The 15,679-nt window shown below is 57.7% G+C and carries 14 protein-coding genes; all 14 read left to right on the forward strand.

Annotation, left to right across the window (positions count from 1 at the left end; translation table 11 throughout):
* The first annotated feature begins 345 nt into the window (after positions 1-345).
* The 14 genes from Q8N04_02295 (at position 346) to Q8N04_02360 (ending at position 15,672) form a co-directional block, all read left to right on the forward strand.
* Positions 346-1,641 carry a nucleotide sugar dehydrogenase gene (locus Q8N04_02295; GenBank protein MDP3089480.1) on the forward strand — a complete coding sequence of 432 codons (1,296 nt, stop codon included), beginning with the start codon at positions 346-348 and terminating at the stop codon, positions 1,639-1,641.
* A gap of 427 nt (positions 1,642-2,068) precedes the next feature.
* Positions 2,069-4,237: a secretin N-terminal domain-containing protein gene (locus tag Q8N04_02300; protein MDP3089481.1), complete on the forward strand. Its 2,169-nt coding sequence runs from the start codon at positions 2,069-2,071 to the stop codon at positions 4,235-4,237.
* Positions 4,234-4,740 (forward strand): type II secretion system protein, encoded by a 507-nt coding sequence (locus tag Q8N04_02305; GenBank protein ID MDP3089482.1) that lies wholly within the window; start codon positions 4,234-4,236, stop codon positions 4,738-4,740. Before Q8N04_02300 ends, Q8N04_02305 begins: the two co-directional genes overlap by 4 nt.
* Positions 4,715-5,116: a prepilin-type N-terminal cleavage/methylation domain-containing protein gene (locus Q8N04_02310; protein MDP3089483.1), complete on the forward strand. Its 402-nt coding sequence runs from the start codon at positions 4,715-4,717 to the stop codon at positions 5,114-5,116. Before Q8N04_02305 ends, Q8N04_02310 begins: the two co-directional genes overlap by 26 nt.
* Before the next feature lie 176 nt (positions 5,117-5,292).
* Positions 5,293-5,970, forward strand: a complete 678-nt coding sequence (locus Q8N04_02315) for a LysM peptidoglycan-binding domain-containing protein (GenBank protein ID MDP3089484.1) — start codon at positions 5,293-5,295, stop codon at positions 5,968-5,970.
* A 38-nt stretch (positions 5,971-6,008) separates the two neighbouring features.
* Positions 6,009-7,223 carry a type II secretion system F family protein gene (locus Q8N04_02320; GenBank protein ID MDP3089485.1) on the forward strand — a complete coding sequence of 405 codons (1,215 nt, stop codon included), beginning with the start codon at positions 6,009-6,011 and terminating at the stop codon, positions 7,221-7,223.
* Positions 7,224-7,284: 61 nt separating this feature from the next.
* Positions 7,285-9,009, forward strand: coding sequence for an ATPase, T2SS/T4P/T4SS family (locus tag Q8N04_02325; GenBank protein MDP3089486.1), 1,725 nt, complete (start codon positions 7,285-7,287; stop codon positions 9,007-9,009).
* Between the two features lie 15 nt (positions 9,010-9,024).
* Complete coding sequence (locus tag Q8N04_02330; protein MDP3089487.1) at positions 9,025-10,002, forward strand: hypothetical protein; 978 nt, start codon at positions 9,025-9,027, stop codon at positions 10,000-10,002.
* Complete coding sequence (locus Q8N04_02335; GenBank protein MDP3089488.1) at positions 9,999-10,622, forward strand: PilN domain-containing protein; 624 nt, start codon at positions 9,999-10,001, stop codon at positions 10,620-10,622. Before Q8N04_02330 ends, Q8N04_02335 begins: the two co-directional genes overlap by 4 nt.
* Entirely contained in the window at positions 10,623-11,192 is a 570-nt protein-coding gene (pilO, locus tag Q8N04_02340) for a type 4a pilus biogenesis protein PilO (GenBank protein MDP3089489.1), read from the forward strand.
* The gene (locus tag Q8N04_02345) at positions 11,193-11,783 is read left to right on the forward strand and encodes a hypothetical protein (GenBank protein ID MDP3089490.1); all 591 of its coding nucleotides are present in this window, start codon (positions 11,193-11,195) and stop codon (positions 11,781-11,783) included.
* Positions 11,784-11,786: 3 nt separating this feature from the next.
* Entirely contained in the window at positions 11,787-12,416 is a 630-nt protein-coding gene (locus Q8N04_02350; protein MDP3089491.1) for a type II secretion system protein, read from the forward strand.
* Between the two features lie 148 nt (positions 12,417-12,564).
* Positions 12,565-13,899, forward strand: coding sequence for a glutamate-5-semialdehyde dehydrogenase (locus Q8N04_02355; GenBank protein MDP3089492.1), 1,335 nt, complete (start codon positions 12,565-12,567; stop codon positions 13,897-13,899).
* Entirely contained in the window at positions 13,900-15,672 is a 1,773-nt protein-coding gene (locus tag Q8N04_02360; protein ID MDP3089493.1) for a hypothetical protein, read from the forward strand.
* The last annotated feature ends 7 nt before the right edge of the window (positions 15,673-15,679 follow it).

Here is a 15,679-nt window from a genome sequence, read left to right on the forward strand (position 1 = left end):
CCCCCCAAACCGATCACAATTCCACTCATTGGCACACGTATCGGCCACACCCTTCGGCGGCGGACCGAATCGCTGCTGGTCCTGCCGTGAATCTACGTCTTGTCACGCATGGTCAGCCATTACTCGGACAGGCTCCTAGCTGGAAGGTATGAGGCATGAACGGTCGATTGATCCTGCCTATCCGCGATGCGCTGTGCCTGCTGGCATAGTCACGGCTTATTATTTCGTGGACGTGCCCATTACTATGTGGCCCGAAAGTGAATCGAACCTTTGGAAAGAACCGCGTACTTTCTTGACTGGTTCTAGGGCTTCTGCCATGTTGCTTGAGTATATTTTGGAGGGCGTATGGGTAAAGAGCAGACTCGTTCAATTGCTGTCGTAGGGCTGGGATATGTGGGCCTTCCCATTGCCGTGGCGTTCGGCAAGCAAGGCCCCGTAGTTGGTTTCGATATTAACAAAGCCAAGATTGCGGAGCTGCGGCGCGGGGTCGATCGAACGGGTGAAGTGTCAACCGCAGATCTCAAGGCTTCGCAGGTGCAGTATACGTGGGAACCGGCGGAGCTCAAGGCGGCTGATTTCATTATTGTTGCGGTGCCGACGCCTATCAACGAGGCGCTTCAGCCTGATTTTACAGCCTTACAGAAGTCGTCCGAGCTGATCGGCTCGAACTTGGCTCCGGGCACCATTGTTGTTTATGAGTCGACGGTCTATCCCGGTGCCACGGAGGAAGTGTGTTTGCCCATCCTCGAAAAGATGTCCGGGATGAAGGCCGGGGTCGATTTCAAGATCGGATATTCCCCGGAGCGCATCAATCCAGGCGACAAGGAACATACACTTGAGAAAATCATCAAGGTCGTTTCAGCGCAGGATACTGAATCGCTGGAAATCGTTGCGAAGACCTATGAGACAGTGGTGAAAGCCGGAATCCACCGTGCGTCCAGTATCAAGGTGGCTGAAGCGGCGAAGGTGATTGAGAATACGCAGCGCGATCTCAATATCGCGTTGATGAACGAGCTCGCATTGATTTTTCATCGGTTGGGAATCGATACGAAATCGGTCTTAGAAGCCGCAGGAACGAAATGGAATTTCCTGAGATTTTCGCCTGGCTTGGTCGGCGGCCATTGCATCGGGGTGGATCCCTATTACCTGACGGCGAAAGCCGAGTCGGTGGGGTACCATCCTCAAGTGATTCTTTCAGGCCGCCGGATCAACAATGGCATGGGAAAGTTCGTCGCTGAGCAGACGATGAAGCTCCTGAGCCGGCTTCCACGGCCGGTCAATGAACTCAAGATCGCGGTGCTCGGATTGACCTTCAAAGAGAATGTGCCTGATCTTCGCAATAGCAAAGTCCCGGATATCATCAACGAGCTTCTTGAGTATGGTGTGCAGGTGGTTGTGCACGATCCGATCGCCGAATCGGAGGAAGCTGTGCATGAGTACGGGATCAAATTGGTTGATTTGAAACAGATCAAGGATGTTGACGGGGTGATCGTGGCGGTGGCTCACCGGAGTTTCCTTGAGATGGGGCTCAGTGAACTGTTAAAGCCCTTGCGTGATCAGAAGAGCGGAGTCCTGATCGATGTGAAAAGCATTTTTGACCCATCCAAAGTCCCTTCCTCAATAAAATATTGGCGTCTCTAGATTAGTGGGGACGGCTGATACGGTTTTCAGCCGTCCCGTCCCTCTATCAGTGCTCGTACGCTCTCAACTAACGAGTGGGGACGGACCTGTAGGCTCCAACCTTCACTGGGTTCCTCGTGCTACTGCCTATTGACAAGTTCTTTCTGAACTTCTCAATATATAGTATAAATAGCCTGGTATGTCTGGTATCAAACTTCCATCCTTCCGTGCTGTTCTTCTGCTGGTCTAAAGAAAGGCTGCTGGCATTGTGATGTGGAGTCTACTGATTCGCGTCGATAGGTTTTTCCCCCACTCAGGGCAAATTGCCCCGGTGCTTTTGTCTCTTGTTCTTCTCTCGGGTTGTCTCGCCTCTCAGGACGCGAAGCGCGGCGATCAGCATTTGGCAGCCGGGAATTGGGAGGAGGCTAGTCTCGCCTACAAGGAGGCCTTGAAGAATGATCCATTTGATCCAGGTCTCACCAGCAAGTATGCGATGGCGCGAGAACGAGCTGCAGGCCTCTATCATGACCGCGGGCAGACGTTTCTCAAAGAACGGCAAATGGATCTGGCGATTGAGCAGTTCAAGCGGGCGCTGACGATTGAGCCTGCCAATCTCGCTCATCAGGCCAGTCTGGCGGAAGCGACCCGAATGAAAGAGTCTCGCTCGCATTTCCGTGAAGCCGATCGGTTGGCCCAGCTCGGCAGAACCGACGAGGCGATGGGAGGCTATACCAGGGCTGCGGAGCTTGACCCTACCTTCAAAGATCCTCTTGAAAGCATCAGCCGATTGACGGAAGAGCAGCAGGCGGCCATGCGCGGCGACCGTCTGAAGCAGCCGGTGACGATGCGATTCAAGAACGCTGGGATTAAAGAGGTATTGGAGGGCGTGGCGAAGGTCGGCGGGTTCACCCTGATCTTCGATAAAGATGTCCGAAACGATCCGATTTCCATCGGGGTGCAGGATACGCCATTTGAGGACGCGCTGAACTTGATCTTGAACAGCAATAGTCTCTTTTCAAGGCAGGTCTCTTCCGGAGTTCTCATCATCAGTCCGAACACCAAACAGAAACAGGAACAGTATCAGGATCTGATGATCCGCACATTTTATCTTTCGACAGCCAAGGCCAAGGATATGTTGGTGTTGCTCAAAAGCATGCTGGATTCCAAACGGATGCATGCCAATGAACAGCTCAATGCCATCGTGATCCGCGATCAACCGGAGAAGCTGGATCTCGCGGAGCGGATCATTCTTTCAAACGACCGGCAAGAGCCGGAAGTTCTGTTTGATCTTGAAGTGCTGGAAGTCAATCGCACCAAGAATCAAACGTACGGATTGAACTATCCCAAGCAGGCCGGCGCCGGACTCATTCCTCCCGGCTTTACGGGGGCGTTGGCGGCAGATCCTGTCCAAATGACGTATCGCCAACTGACGAGTCTTGGGCCGGACAGTTATCTGTTTCGTCTTCCAACGAGTGTTTTGCTCGATTTCTTTAAGCAGGAGTCTGATGCTAAGACGCTGGCTGCGCCAAAAGTGCGGGTGGTGAACAATAAGAAGGCCGAGATTAATATCGGAGACAAGCAGCCGATCCTCTTGTCGACCACCAATGTGTTGCCTGGGCAGGCGGCAACCGGGGCTGTGCCGACGACCTCAACCGTCACGTCGATTGAGTTTCGGGACACCGGAGTCAAGCTTACGGTGGAGCCATCCATTCGATTGGGCAACGAACTTTCCTTGAAGATGAAAGTTGAAGTGATTCGCATCGGCGACCAGGTGACCTTACAGGCCTCGCCGCCAATCCAGCAGTTCCGTTTCGGCAATCGATCTGCGGAAACGACACTCAATATGCGTGACGGGGAGACCATCGTGCTCGGCGGTTTGATTCAGGAGGAGGATCGCAAGACTCGCGTGACCATGCCGTGGATCGGCGATCTGCCTCTCATCGGGAATTGGCTCAGCTCATTCAAAACGGAACGGGTGACGACCGAAGTCATCTTGACGATTACCCCTCGTATCATGCAATCCCCGTTGGCACCCGGATCAACCAACCAGGCTTTCTGGTCCGGGACTGAGACAAGTTATGCGACCACGCCGCTGTTCTCCAGTGCGCCGAAAAAAACGCTGGCCCATCTTTCCGGCAGTCAGACCGGACTCGGATCACTCGCTTCCAACGGCATACGGTCCAAGAGCGACAAAACGTCAGCTGCTTCTCTGATGAAGGCCGCAGTCAGTGGCCCGATCCTTTCTATTCAGCCAGGCGATACTGCGGTCCAAGTCGGAAAAGAGATCAAGCTTTCGATCTTGGATGGGCGTCTTCAGGCATCGGCCGATGGTGTCTTCCTGCTGGAATACGATCCGCTGGTGTTGCACTTCAAGCGAATCGGCGATGCGGAGCTGCTCGATGCCGCGGCCTTTGGAAACGATGGTGGGGGTGAAGACGCGGGGAAGTTGGCGTTCCGTCTGTCAAAAACGGACAGCCGCGCCCCTCGATCAGTGACGGTCATCTTTACGGCTGCTGCCGTGGGTGTTTCTCCGGTGAGGGTCGAGCTCGCTGCGGCTGATCGGGACGGTGGGGCGCAAGCGACCGAAGTCGGGACGGGGGTCGTGAGGGTCCGGTGAAAGAGTCGGGAGTCACGCTTCTTGAGCTCCTTGTCACCATGACGATCGTCGTGATTCTCGCATCAATTGCGATGCCCCTGAGCAAGGTCACGACGCAACGACGGCAGGAAATCGAATTGCGCCAGCAATTGCGGACTATCCGAGCGGCCATTGATACCTTTAAGTTGGAATGGAATCGAGATGGCGATACGCTGCTCGGGCCTGTCTGTCTGAAGAACAAGCTGACCTGTAAAGATGTGACCAGCATCTATGGGTATCCCAAGACGTTGGATGCGCTTCTCGGGGTCAAATTGACCGGGGAGGAAGCGACGGTTCGCGGGACGACGATGCGGCGATACCTTCGAGGAATGCCCGTCGACCCGCTCACCGGGAAGATCGACTGGATACTCCGTTGTTATAAAGACAGTCCGAAGCCGTCCAGTTGGTGTGGCGAGGATGTCTATGATGTGGTGACCCAAAGTGAGGCCGTAGCGCTGGATGGAACGAAGTATCGAGATTGGTAGGCGCGGCGCACTCAACGCAAAGGGTTTTACCCTTATTGAGTTGATGATCGTGATTTCGATTATCGGAATATTAGCCACGCTTGCGGTGCCGTCGTATCAGTCTTCGCTAATCAAGGCGAGGGAGACCGTGTTGCGGCAGGATCTGTTCACGATGCGGGAACTCTTGGATCACCATCGGGCCGACCATGGGAAATATCCGACCAGTTTGGAAGGGCTTGTGGTGGCCGGATATCTGCGGTCGATTCCTAAGGACCCGTTTACGAGTTCTTCCACGACGTGGCAGGAGATCATTGAGCCTACGGAGGGTGGCATCTTTGATGTCTATTCCGGGTCTGATCTTGTCGGAACAACCGGGACCGCCTACAATCAATGGTAATGCTGTCTATGCGCACATGTTCACTTCATGAATCGCCTGTCCGGGTCCCTCGTCCTACGTGGCGGAGAGGACTGGGGGCATGGGCCATTTGGTTTCTGCTCGGGGGGACAGGTCTTGTCGGGTGTGGACCGCTTGAACCTATCGTTGAGCAGGAGGTATCGGACCTTCAGCTGACGGTGGATACGCTGAAGACCTCGCTCCGTGATTCCCAGCGTACGATTGCGGAACTTCGTTCGGAGCTCGATTCTAGGCGGCAAGAGCTCGCGGATTCCCAGATTGCCCGCGCGCAGATGGAAGGACGAATTCGAGAAGCTGAACGGCGGTTGACGGAGGCGCGGCATATCATTGATCTTCAGCGTGAGGAGCTGACTTCATCCCGGACTGAGCGGCAACGGGTTTCCCAGGCCGGCACGGCATTGCAGAACCAGCTCAAACAACTCCAGAAGCAGTTGGCGAAGATGGGAAAGCAGTTTGAACGCGGTGGCGAAACCGGTGCCGCACCGGCCAACCTGTCTTCGACAAATACCCGCCCGTCTGCTGTGCATCCTGTCAACATGGATTCATCCCGTCATGGCGCTGAAAAGTCGCGCGTGGCGGTGGCTCCGGTTGAGCCACTGCCATCCGACGCGCTCATTGATGGCGGAGAGCGTTCTGTGGCGGCGGCCGACTATCCCGCCAGTCTCTCGGTGAAGCCGGGGGATACTCTGTGGAGCATTGCGCAGCGATTTCATACCACGGTACAGGAACTCATGGCGGCGAACGAGTTACAGGACAATCGGATTCTCATTGGGCAAGCCCTTCGGCTCCCCAGCCGTGTCGCATCCGGAACGTCTCCACTCGATAAGGCTGAGTAACCAGACGCCCCATCTCCCGGGGACGCAGGTACCTATTCATGGCCATCTTCACCTACAGAGTCGCTCGGTCTGACGGCTCAATCGTCGACGGGCAGATCGAAGGGGTCGAAGAGGCGGCAGTGCGCGGCAAGCTAGAGTCTCAAGGCCTCTTGGTCTTTACTTTACATCAGCGAAGCGGTGTGGCCTCCGGCCATCCTGCCCCGAGTCGATCCTGGGGAAAGCTTCCTCTGGGAGAGTTTCTGATTTTCAACCAGGAGTTTTTGGCGCTGGTGAAGTCGGGATTGCCGGTGTTGCGAGTGTGGGAGTTGCTTATCGAGCGGGCTCAACACACAGGGTTTCAGCAGGCGTTGCGGGATGTGCGGCAGGATATTCGAGGAGGGACGGCGTCGTCCGACGCGTTGGCCAAGCATTCAGCCTATTTCCCCGAGTTGTATATCGCGACGGTTAAGGCGGGAGAGCAATCGGGTAATCTTCCCGAGGTTCTGCAGCGATACATCGGCTACCTCAAGCTGATGATGGCACTGCGGCAAAAAGTGACGAAAGCCCTGTCCTATCCGCTGTTTCTGGTATTGATCGGAGTGGCCGTCATTGCTTTCTTGTTGACCTATGTGATGCCGACCTTTGTGTCCGTGTATGGGGAGAATGCAAAGACCCTCCCCTGGGCGACTCAATTGCTGATGGATCTTGTGCAGCATAGCGAGGCGCAAGTAATTCCGGGGTTGATACTGGTCGGTGTAGGCGGGGTGGCCTTGCGGGCCTACTATACGACTCCGGCCGGGCGATTCACGATGGATCGCCTTTTGCTCGCGCTCCCATTGATCGGGCCGATTATGGTGAAGCATCACACGGTGCAGCTGACCAGAACCCTGGGGACCATTCTGGCCGGAGGTACGCCTCTGGTGGAGGCGTTGCACATCGCGCGCGGCGCGGTCTCCAATCGCTGGGTGCGGGCCGGTTTGGATGAGGCGGAAAGCGAGATTCGTGAAGGGGCCACGCTGGCGACTGCGCTCGAGCGTCCGCACATCTTGCCGAAGCTGGCGATCGAGATGGTGTCGGTCGGTGAGGAGACCGGTTCGTTGGAAAGCATGTTGCGAGATGTCGGAGATTTTTACGAGGCGGATCTCGATACACGGTTGTCTCAATTGACCACGTGGATTGAGCCGGTCTTGTTGCTGGTGATGGGAGTCCTCGTCGGAGCGATCGTCATTGTTATGTACCTGCCGGTGTTTCAGATGGCCGGCACGATTGGGTAGGCCGTCATGAAGATCGTTTCTACAGGCGCGGCGAACGGTGTCCGGAGGCGTGAGGTGTGTAGTGGCTCGTAGTGTGGCCCGTCCCACGTTGTTGGAGGTCTTGGTTCGCCATGGCCTTGCTCGTGAGCCGATTGAACAGGCGCTTCGCCGCTTAGGTGGAGTATCTCTGGCGCTCGGTCAAACGCTGGTGAGCGAAGGAGTGCTTTCGGAAGAGCAGCTTGCCAAGGCTCTGGCCGAGCAGTACGGACTTCCCTACGAACCGCTCACCGATTATCGCGTCGATCCGCAGTTCTATGAATCCATCTCCGTGAAGCTCATGCAGCGCCATCCGTTTGTGCCGATGGGGGAGCGGGCCGGGGTTCTGACCATTGCCATTGCGGATCCGCAGAATGTGCTGGGATTTGATGAGCTGGAATTGCTGATCGGCAAGCCCCTCGCGCGTGTGGTGAGTTCGCGGAGCGCGATTCTCTCCGCGCTTGAGCGAAGTGAAGGTTCGAGCCAGGCGTTGCGGGAATTGGAAGCGGAATACCGGTCCGTTCTGGTCAAGGAGGACGACCGCGGGGAAGAAGTGCTCACCGTCAATCATGTGGCCGAGGATCAAAGCCCGGCCGTGAAATTGTTGGATTCGATCCTGCTCAGCGCGATGCAGCGTCGCGCGAGCGATATTCATATCGAAGCGTCGGATCGAGCCACGAAGGTGAAGTTGCGTGTGGACGGCATTCTCGTTCCGGCCATGGAACCGTTGGACGTCCGCTTGCATGCGCCGCTGGTGTCGCGGCTGAAGGTCATGTCCGAACTGGATATTGCCGAGCGGCGCGTGCCGCAAGACGGCAGTTTTCGTATGCGGTTGGATCGGAAGACCGTCGACTTTCGCGTGTCTATTCTCCCCAGCGTATTCGGTGAGTCCGTCGTCGTCCGCATCTTGGACCGGGAGGCGATTACTACCGGGGTCTCGGCCCTCCGCCTGGAGCGGTTGGGTTTCAACCCTGAAGATCTGAAGCGGTTTCGTCGGGCGATCGTCAGGCCTTACGGGATGGTCTTGGTGACCGGGCCGACCGGAAGCGGAAAAACGACGACATTGTATGCCGCGATTTCAGAAATGAATACAGCGGAAGACAAGCTGATTACCATTGAAGATCCTGTCGAGTATCAGCTGGCTGGGGTCGTGCAAATTCCGGTCAATGAAAAGAAAGGGCTGACGTTCGCGCGAGGGCTCCGATCCATTCTTCGTCATGACCCGGACAAGATCATGGTCGGAGAAATTCGTGATGCGGAGACCGCGCAGATTGCGATTCAGTCGGCGCTGACCGGACATTTGGTGCTGACGACGGTCCATGCGAATAATGTGTTCGATGTCATCGGCCGGTTCGCCTCCATGGGCATCGATGCCTACAACTTTCTCGCGGCGTTGAATTGCGTGTTGGCGCAACGGCTGGTGCGGATCCTCTGTCCCTCGTGCCGGGTGCCGGTTGTGGCTGAACAATCGCTCTTGGAGGATTCGGGCCTCGACTATGAACAATATAAAGATACCCCCTTCTATCAGGGGAAGGGGTGCTCGAATTGCATGGGGACCGGGTATCGCGGACGGAAGTGTATTACGGAATTTCTGGATCTGACGGATGAGATCAAGGAAATGATCTTGGCGGAACGGCCCCTGTCAGAAATCCGGTATCGTGCCGTGACGGACGGGATGATTACGCTGCGTCAATCCGCCATCAAGAAAGTATTGCAGGGAGAGACCTCGCTGCGTGAGATCAATCGTGTGACCTTCAGCGAGGAGGGGTGAGGGATGTGGGGATGGATGAGCGGTCGGCCGCGACAGTGTCTCAAGATCGGTGTGGAGTCTGTGGCATGGGCGGAGGCGCAGCCGGATTGGCGTGGCAGGCGTGGACATCGATGCGTCACCTCCCCGCTTCCTGAGGGAGCGGTCAAGCCGTCGCCGGCTGAACCGAATCTCGCTCAGCTGACTGTTGTGGAAGCGAAGATTCACGCCTTGGTCGGTCCTCCCCATGACGTTCGGATCCTGGGGCATGCGGTGATGGCCAACTGCCCTCGTCCAGTGACCTTATTGCTCCCGGATGCGGCGGTGCGTGCCGTGGTGCTGCATCTGGACCAACTGCCTGCTCGCGCGGATGAGCGCGACGCGTTGATTCGCTGGCGATTCGGGCAGGAACAGCTGTTCCCACTCACCGGAACGACGATGGTCTCTCAAGTATTTAGCGGACCCCCACGTGCCGCTGGCGCGGCGCAGTCTGTCCTGGCCGTGGCGGTCCATCAATCCGTCTTGCGTCAGTATGAGTCTGTGTGTGAAAGCGTCGGTTTGGTCCCACGGGATGTGGGGCTCACGAGCCTGCGTCTCTTTGATCTATGGGCCAAGATGGCGGGGCGGAGCGGATGGGAAGGCGATGATCTTCTGTGGATCAGCCTGCTGGATCGAGCGTTGACGGCTATGGTGTTTCAGCAGGGTCGCCTGTTGTTCTATCGCTGCAAGTTATTGACCGCTGATGCGCTGAGCGGCGCCGATGCCGGATTGCAGAAGATCGCGGAAGAATGTGCCGCTTCGGTGGAAATGTGCCAGCAGCGCCATTCGGGAGTGTCGGTGAAGCGCGCCGTGCTGTGTGCCGATGATATGGTGCCCTTGCATGAAAAGCTCGAAGAGCATCTGGCGCTGTCCGTTGAGTCCCTGGGCTGGGAAGATATTGAATCGCGTGGATGGGGGAGCGGGGACCATCGTCAAGGCGTGGATTCCCTGGCCGCGCTGGCGGGAGTGTTGTCATGATGGCGGCCCTTCGAGACGGCGTGAGCCGCGTCGCCGATCGCGTTGCGCGTGTCATGGGCCTCCGTCGATATTTTCAGATTTCTCTCGCCACTCGATTTCGATGGTATTTGCTTCCGCTCCAACTTGGGCTGATGGCCGGTTGTTTGGGGCTCTGTGTGGCGATCGTGTGGAGTATCACCCGGACGGTTCTCGGGTACCAAGATGTCCGGCAAATGAGCGTAGAGCTGGAGCATGTGCGGCAGCAGGATCAGCAGCTCATGGCCGAGGCGACTCAAGAAGGGATCGATCTGTCCGAGCGGGCGCTGCAGCAGTTGCCTGCAGAAGTCGCATTGGCCAATCAGCTGCTTGAGAAGCGGACCTTTTCTTGGACGGCGTTTTTGGCGGGGTTGGAGCAAGCGATTCCGCCACGGTTGGCGCTCACCAGTGTCCGGTTGGAGTCCGGAGGGTCTCTCGTGCATTTGACCGGCTCGGCGACGAGTTTGGAAGATCTCACGGCATTTACCGTGGGGTTGCAAGACCATCCCAAATTCAAAGACCCGGTGCTAGCTCAGCATCGAGTCGGGCCGAGTGGTTTGGTGGAGTTCGACGTGACTGTGCGCTATCGGCGGGAGGGCGTGTAAGTGACTGATCGGTTGCAGCGCATGTTGTCCGAACCCTATGCCCCGCTATTGCCGTGGGTTGGGCTGGCGGCATTGTTGCTGGCAGGGCTGATGGTGGTCAATGCGTTCGGCGTTCGGGGAGTCGAAGGCGATCGGATCCAAATAGAAAAAGAGTGGGTGTCCGCGCGCCAGGTGTTGGCCCAGCATCGGGAAGCCAGGAAAGCGCGAAAGGATGTGAGTCAGGTGTGGGCGGTCCTGCCGGTCGAGCGTGACTTTGCTCCGCTGGCCTTGGGGATATCCGAAGAGGCCAAACGCGACCATGTGACGCTGCCGGCGCTGTCCTACAAGACGGAGGCGACGGCCGTAGCGAACACGAGCAAAGGGGTGCTCCAGGGTTCCATGACCGGCCGGTATGAGGATCTGAGGCGGTTTATCTACGATCTTGAAACAGCGGAGGAGCTGCTGTTCATAGAAGATCTGGAGCTTGCCGGTTCTTCTAGTCCGCGCGATCAACAGTTGACCTTTAACATTAAGATTGTGACCTATTTGCGTGGAGAATCAGTGAAGTCTCCATTGGGTGTACAGCAATAGATGGATGCCAAGCGGAAAGCGCTCATCGCAATCGGACTGGTCGCGCTCTGGGGTGGAGTGGCCTATTGGCAGTGGGGCGCGTTGCCCGATCCGGTTCGCATGCCATTGGCCAATACCTCTGGCCCGGCGTCGTCGCTCGTGCGTCCGCTTTCCCGAACCGGTGGATTACGTGTCCACCTCGAGCAGCTGGCGTCCGCACGAACCCAGCGCGAGGCCACGTTTACTGCACCTCGAAATATCTTTGCGGCGTCTGGTTTAGATGGAACGACGTCAGCGGCCGGTGACGGATCGGATGGTGGTCAGTCGACCCAAGTTTCTGAACAGGCATTGCAGCAGCAGGCGGCGTCCTTAGAATTGGATCAATATCGGTATTTGGGATTTGTCCGGATGGGTGAGTCGGCCAAGGGCACCGGCAATACGGCCGTGCTGAGCAAGAATGAAGAGGTGATGATCGGCCGGGTCGGCCAGCGTTTGGAGCGGCATCTGGTGGTGAAAGCCATCACTCCGGACAGCGTGACGCTCCGAGATACTCAGGCGCGGGTCGACCACACGGTTCCCCTCACGGAGGATGCGGAACAACCGCAGCCATAGCCCATGAGAGGGTTTGTCTTCAATGGCAGAGAATCTGAGCGTGGATTTTCCTATGTCGTCTTGATGTTTGCCATCGTGCTCATCGGCCTCGGGATGACCGTGGCCGCACGGCAGTGGAAAGTAATGATACAGCGCGAGCTGGAGGCGGATCTCATTTCTAAAGGCATTGAGATTCAGAACGCGTTGGCGTTCTATTCGGCCAGCATGAAAGCGGGACGAGTGGTTCCGGGAGAAGTGTATCCGCAAACACTGGCCGAGCTCACTCGATTGCCCAAGCCTTTTCTGCGCAAGGTCTATGGAGATCCTGTGGGGCATGGCGACTGGGAGCTGGTTCGTGCCCCGACCGGTGGAATCATGGGAGTGAGGAGCAAGAGCAAGAGCCTGCCGATCTGGCAACACAACTTTCCTCCTGCGGTCAGGCATTTTGACGGGCGCAAATCATATTATGACTGGGTGTTTCAGCATCCGAATCCCTCCATGATATTGATGGGGATGACTGGGATGGGGGCCCCGGGACCAGGTTCAGCCGGGCAGCAGGGCGCGTTCCCGGGAATGGCTCCGATGTCCCCTCAGAACCCCGTCGGCACGACCCCTCCTCAGTTAGGACCTCCAGTCGCCCCGCCCGCTCCCTAAGTCGGCAGGTGAGTCATTGCCAGTCTTCCATTGAACCCTGACACTGCCTGCATTGGGATCTCAATGGCGGAGGATGGTGCCTTGACCGCCTTCAAACGCGCGCGGTATCCTGTCGCCCGTTCACTTTTACACAGAGAAGGCGATGCGCATGATCTCCGACGAGGAACAGCAGGAATTAGCCCCCGTTGATGCTCCCGAGACGAAGGACGTTCAGGAAGTCCCGCCGCTCTCTATCCCGGATTATGTACATGAGCTGGTCACGCGGGCGAGGCAGGCCGCCGGTCGTCTGGCGACGCTCTCCACGGTCATAAAAAATAACGCATTGATCGCCATGGCCGATGCGCTGGATGAGAAACAGGCCCTGCTCATCGAAGCCAATGAAAAAGATATCGAGGCCTTCGGGACTGACCCGGACAAGGCTGCGATGGCCGATCGGCTCCGGCTCACGGAGCAGCGGATCGCCGACATGTCGGCCGGGATTCGGGAAGTCGCCAAGCTGCCGGATCCGTTAGGCGATATGCCGAAGATGTGGACCAGGCCGAACGGGATGCAGGTAGGCCGGGTGCGTGTGCCCATCGGTGTGATCGGCATCATTTACGAATCCCGTCCGAATGTCACCGCCGATTCTGCCGCACTTTGCTTGAAGTCCGGTAATGCCTGTGTGTTGCGCGGCGGGAGCGAGGCCATTCATTCGAATACCGCCATTGCCGCTGTGTTGGCCGAAGCCGCCGAGAAGGCAGGGATTCCCCCCGGCGCCATCAGTTTTGTCGAGCGTCCGGATCGGGAACTTGTGCCGGTCCTGCTCAAGCAGGATCGCTATATCGACCTGATTATCCCGCGGGGCGGTCCGTCACTCATGAAGACCATCGCCGAGCACGCCACCATTCCGGTCGTCAAGCACGATGCGGGGATCTGTCACATCTACGTGGATGCGGATGCCGATCAGGCGATGGCCGAGACAATCTGTGTGAATGCCAAAGCCCAGCGGCCCTCGACCTGTAATGCGATGGAAACGTTGCTCGTCCATCAAACGATCGCGCGGACGTTTCTCCCGCGTCTCATGGAAAAGCTCCAGGCGGCGAAGGTGGAAGTGCGCGGTTGTCCCAGGACTTGCCAGTTGCTGCCGGACGCGAAGCCGGCGGCCGACGATGACTTTGGAAAAGAGTTCTTAGAGTTGGTCCTTGCCGTGAGGGTCGTGAAGAACATGGACGAGGCAATGGAGCACATCGCCAAGTACGGGTCCCAGCACACCGAAGCCATCATCACAACCAACTATCAGCGGGCTATGCGGTTCCTGCGGGAAGTCGATGCGGGGGCGGTGCTGGTGAATGCGTCCACGCGGCTCAATGACGGCTATCAATTCGGACTCGGGGCGGAGATTGGCATCAGCACCTCTCGGATCCATGCCCGTGGTCCCATGGGGTTGGAAGAGCTCACCTGTTCGAAGTTCATTGTCCTGGGGAGCGGCCAGATCCGCGAGTAAATGGCTGGCGACCCTGTTCGTACCGCACTAGCGTCTTCCGACTCTCTCCGGTTTTCTGCCAATCAGACCTTGGCTCATCAATTCGACCAATCCGGCGGACGCGTCGTTCGCCAAGCCACCGGCCATCTGGTCTTCTATCGCCCCGATGGTCGGAGAATGCTTGCCACCGATCCTGACGGCCATCCGCTGCATGAATGCGAGTGGGGTGTCGATCCTCGCGGGAGAACGGTCTTGGTTCGTGCGCGCCTGCGGCTGGACTGGGGGCGATGGGTCGGGCTGAAACCTGGCGGACTGGTCAATGAAACCCGTCTCAACCTGGCAACGAAGCCGGGCTGGCAGCGCCTGAAAGCGGAAGATCTTCGCCATATGGCGGCGCAGGCGATGCGGGTGCCGATCGAAGAGGTCCGTTTCTTCTACGGCGACGAAGATCTGGTCATCGATGCGCATGGCCAGGCGACGATCCGGCATCGGAAAGATGCGTTTTATGTGCTGGAAGACGGCTCGTTTGCGTCGGCTCGTTTCATGTCCTGCATGGGGGCGATGCACTGGGACCAGATCGATTTTCTACCCGTCGTCGAACTTTTCAAATCGCTCCTGCCGGGCACCGGGTCGGCGGCATTTGAGCTGATTCGCGGGCTCTACGACGACCAGAACGGGGGACCATCCAGTCCGCGCCCCTTGCGCTATCGCGGCATTCCGACCTATCCATCCGAAGCGGCCTTTCGGCTCTTCAGCAGTTTCTTCACGCCGCAGGCCGATGCCGGCGGCGATCCGGTCGCGCTGTTCATGGACCCCTCCCGCTCTCATCGGGTCACGTGGCTCCCGGCACCGGCGCCTCCGCTACGCTATTTCGATGAGGCCCAGTCTGTCTGTCTCACGGTGCAGGGAGATGAATTGCTGAAGGCGACCTGCGCCGACGATGGGATGGGCTTGTCGTACGTGAATCCCAAGGGACGGCGGATGGTGGCCTGGGATCGATCGGCCGTCATCGTCGACGGTGAGCTGCAGTTGAACGATCGAGATCACCGGAGGGCGATATCGCTCACGAATGGTCTGGCAAGGGTACGGTCTTCATCTTCAGTGCCTTCTTCCAGTCCCGTCGATTGGCGCTCGGTATTTCAGTCTGGCCTTCCCGCTGTCCAATCCGGAGAAGTGTTTGGCGCGGTGCTCTTGTATCCAGGGGATGAGACGCCGGTCGGAGAATTGGCGGCCCAGCCGTTTGTGGCGGACTATCTGCAAGACCTTGCCGAGCAGGATCGCGAGATCGGGCAGATACTCATGAGAGCAGAGCGCATCCTAATCGACAACGGGGATGCGGTGATCTCAACCTGTGTACCATTCGATCGCCCGCGCGAGGTCGTCGCGCACATCTCGCACCCGCCCTTTGCCTACAAACAGGCGCAGCAGCTTTGGACCGTGTGCGCTGAATTGCAGCGATGGGAGTGGTTGCAGCGAACCAGATTCATGCTCTCTCCCGTCACATCCCAAGCCGAATCCTATGATCTGGTCTATGCCTGGCTTCCCTATGCCGAGTTTGAACAGGCAAGCGCCCTCACGGCGCGGGTACGTGCGCTCACGCTGCAAGTCAAAACGGGTGGCAATGCGTTTATCGTAGGGTCGGCACGAACGGGCGATGAGTTGAGCCGAGCCGGCTTGCAGCGTTGCTGGGAGGAAGCAGTTGAGCGACTCCCGACATTTGCGATGCATAAGACGATTCTGCCGAAGGCCAAGCTCCGGAGCGGGCTGACGCTGTTTCATGTACGCCGAGGTTAGCCGCTTT

It is taken from the genome of Nitrospira sp. (assembly GCA_030692565.1).
In the GTDB taxonomy this organism is placed as follows: Bacteria; Nitrospirota; Nitrospiria; order Nitrospirales; family Nitrospiraceae; genus Nitrospira_D.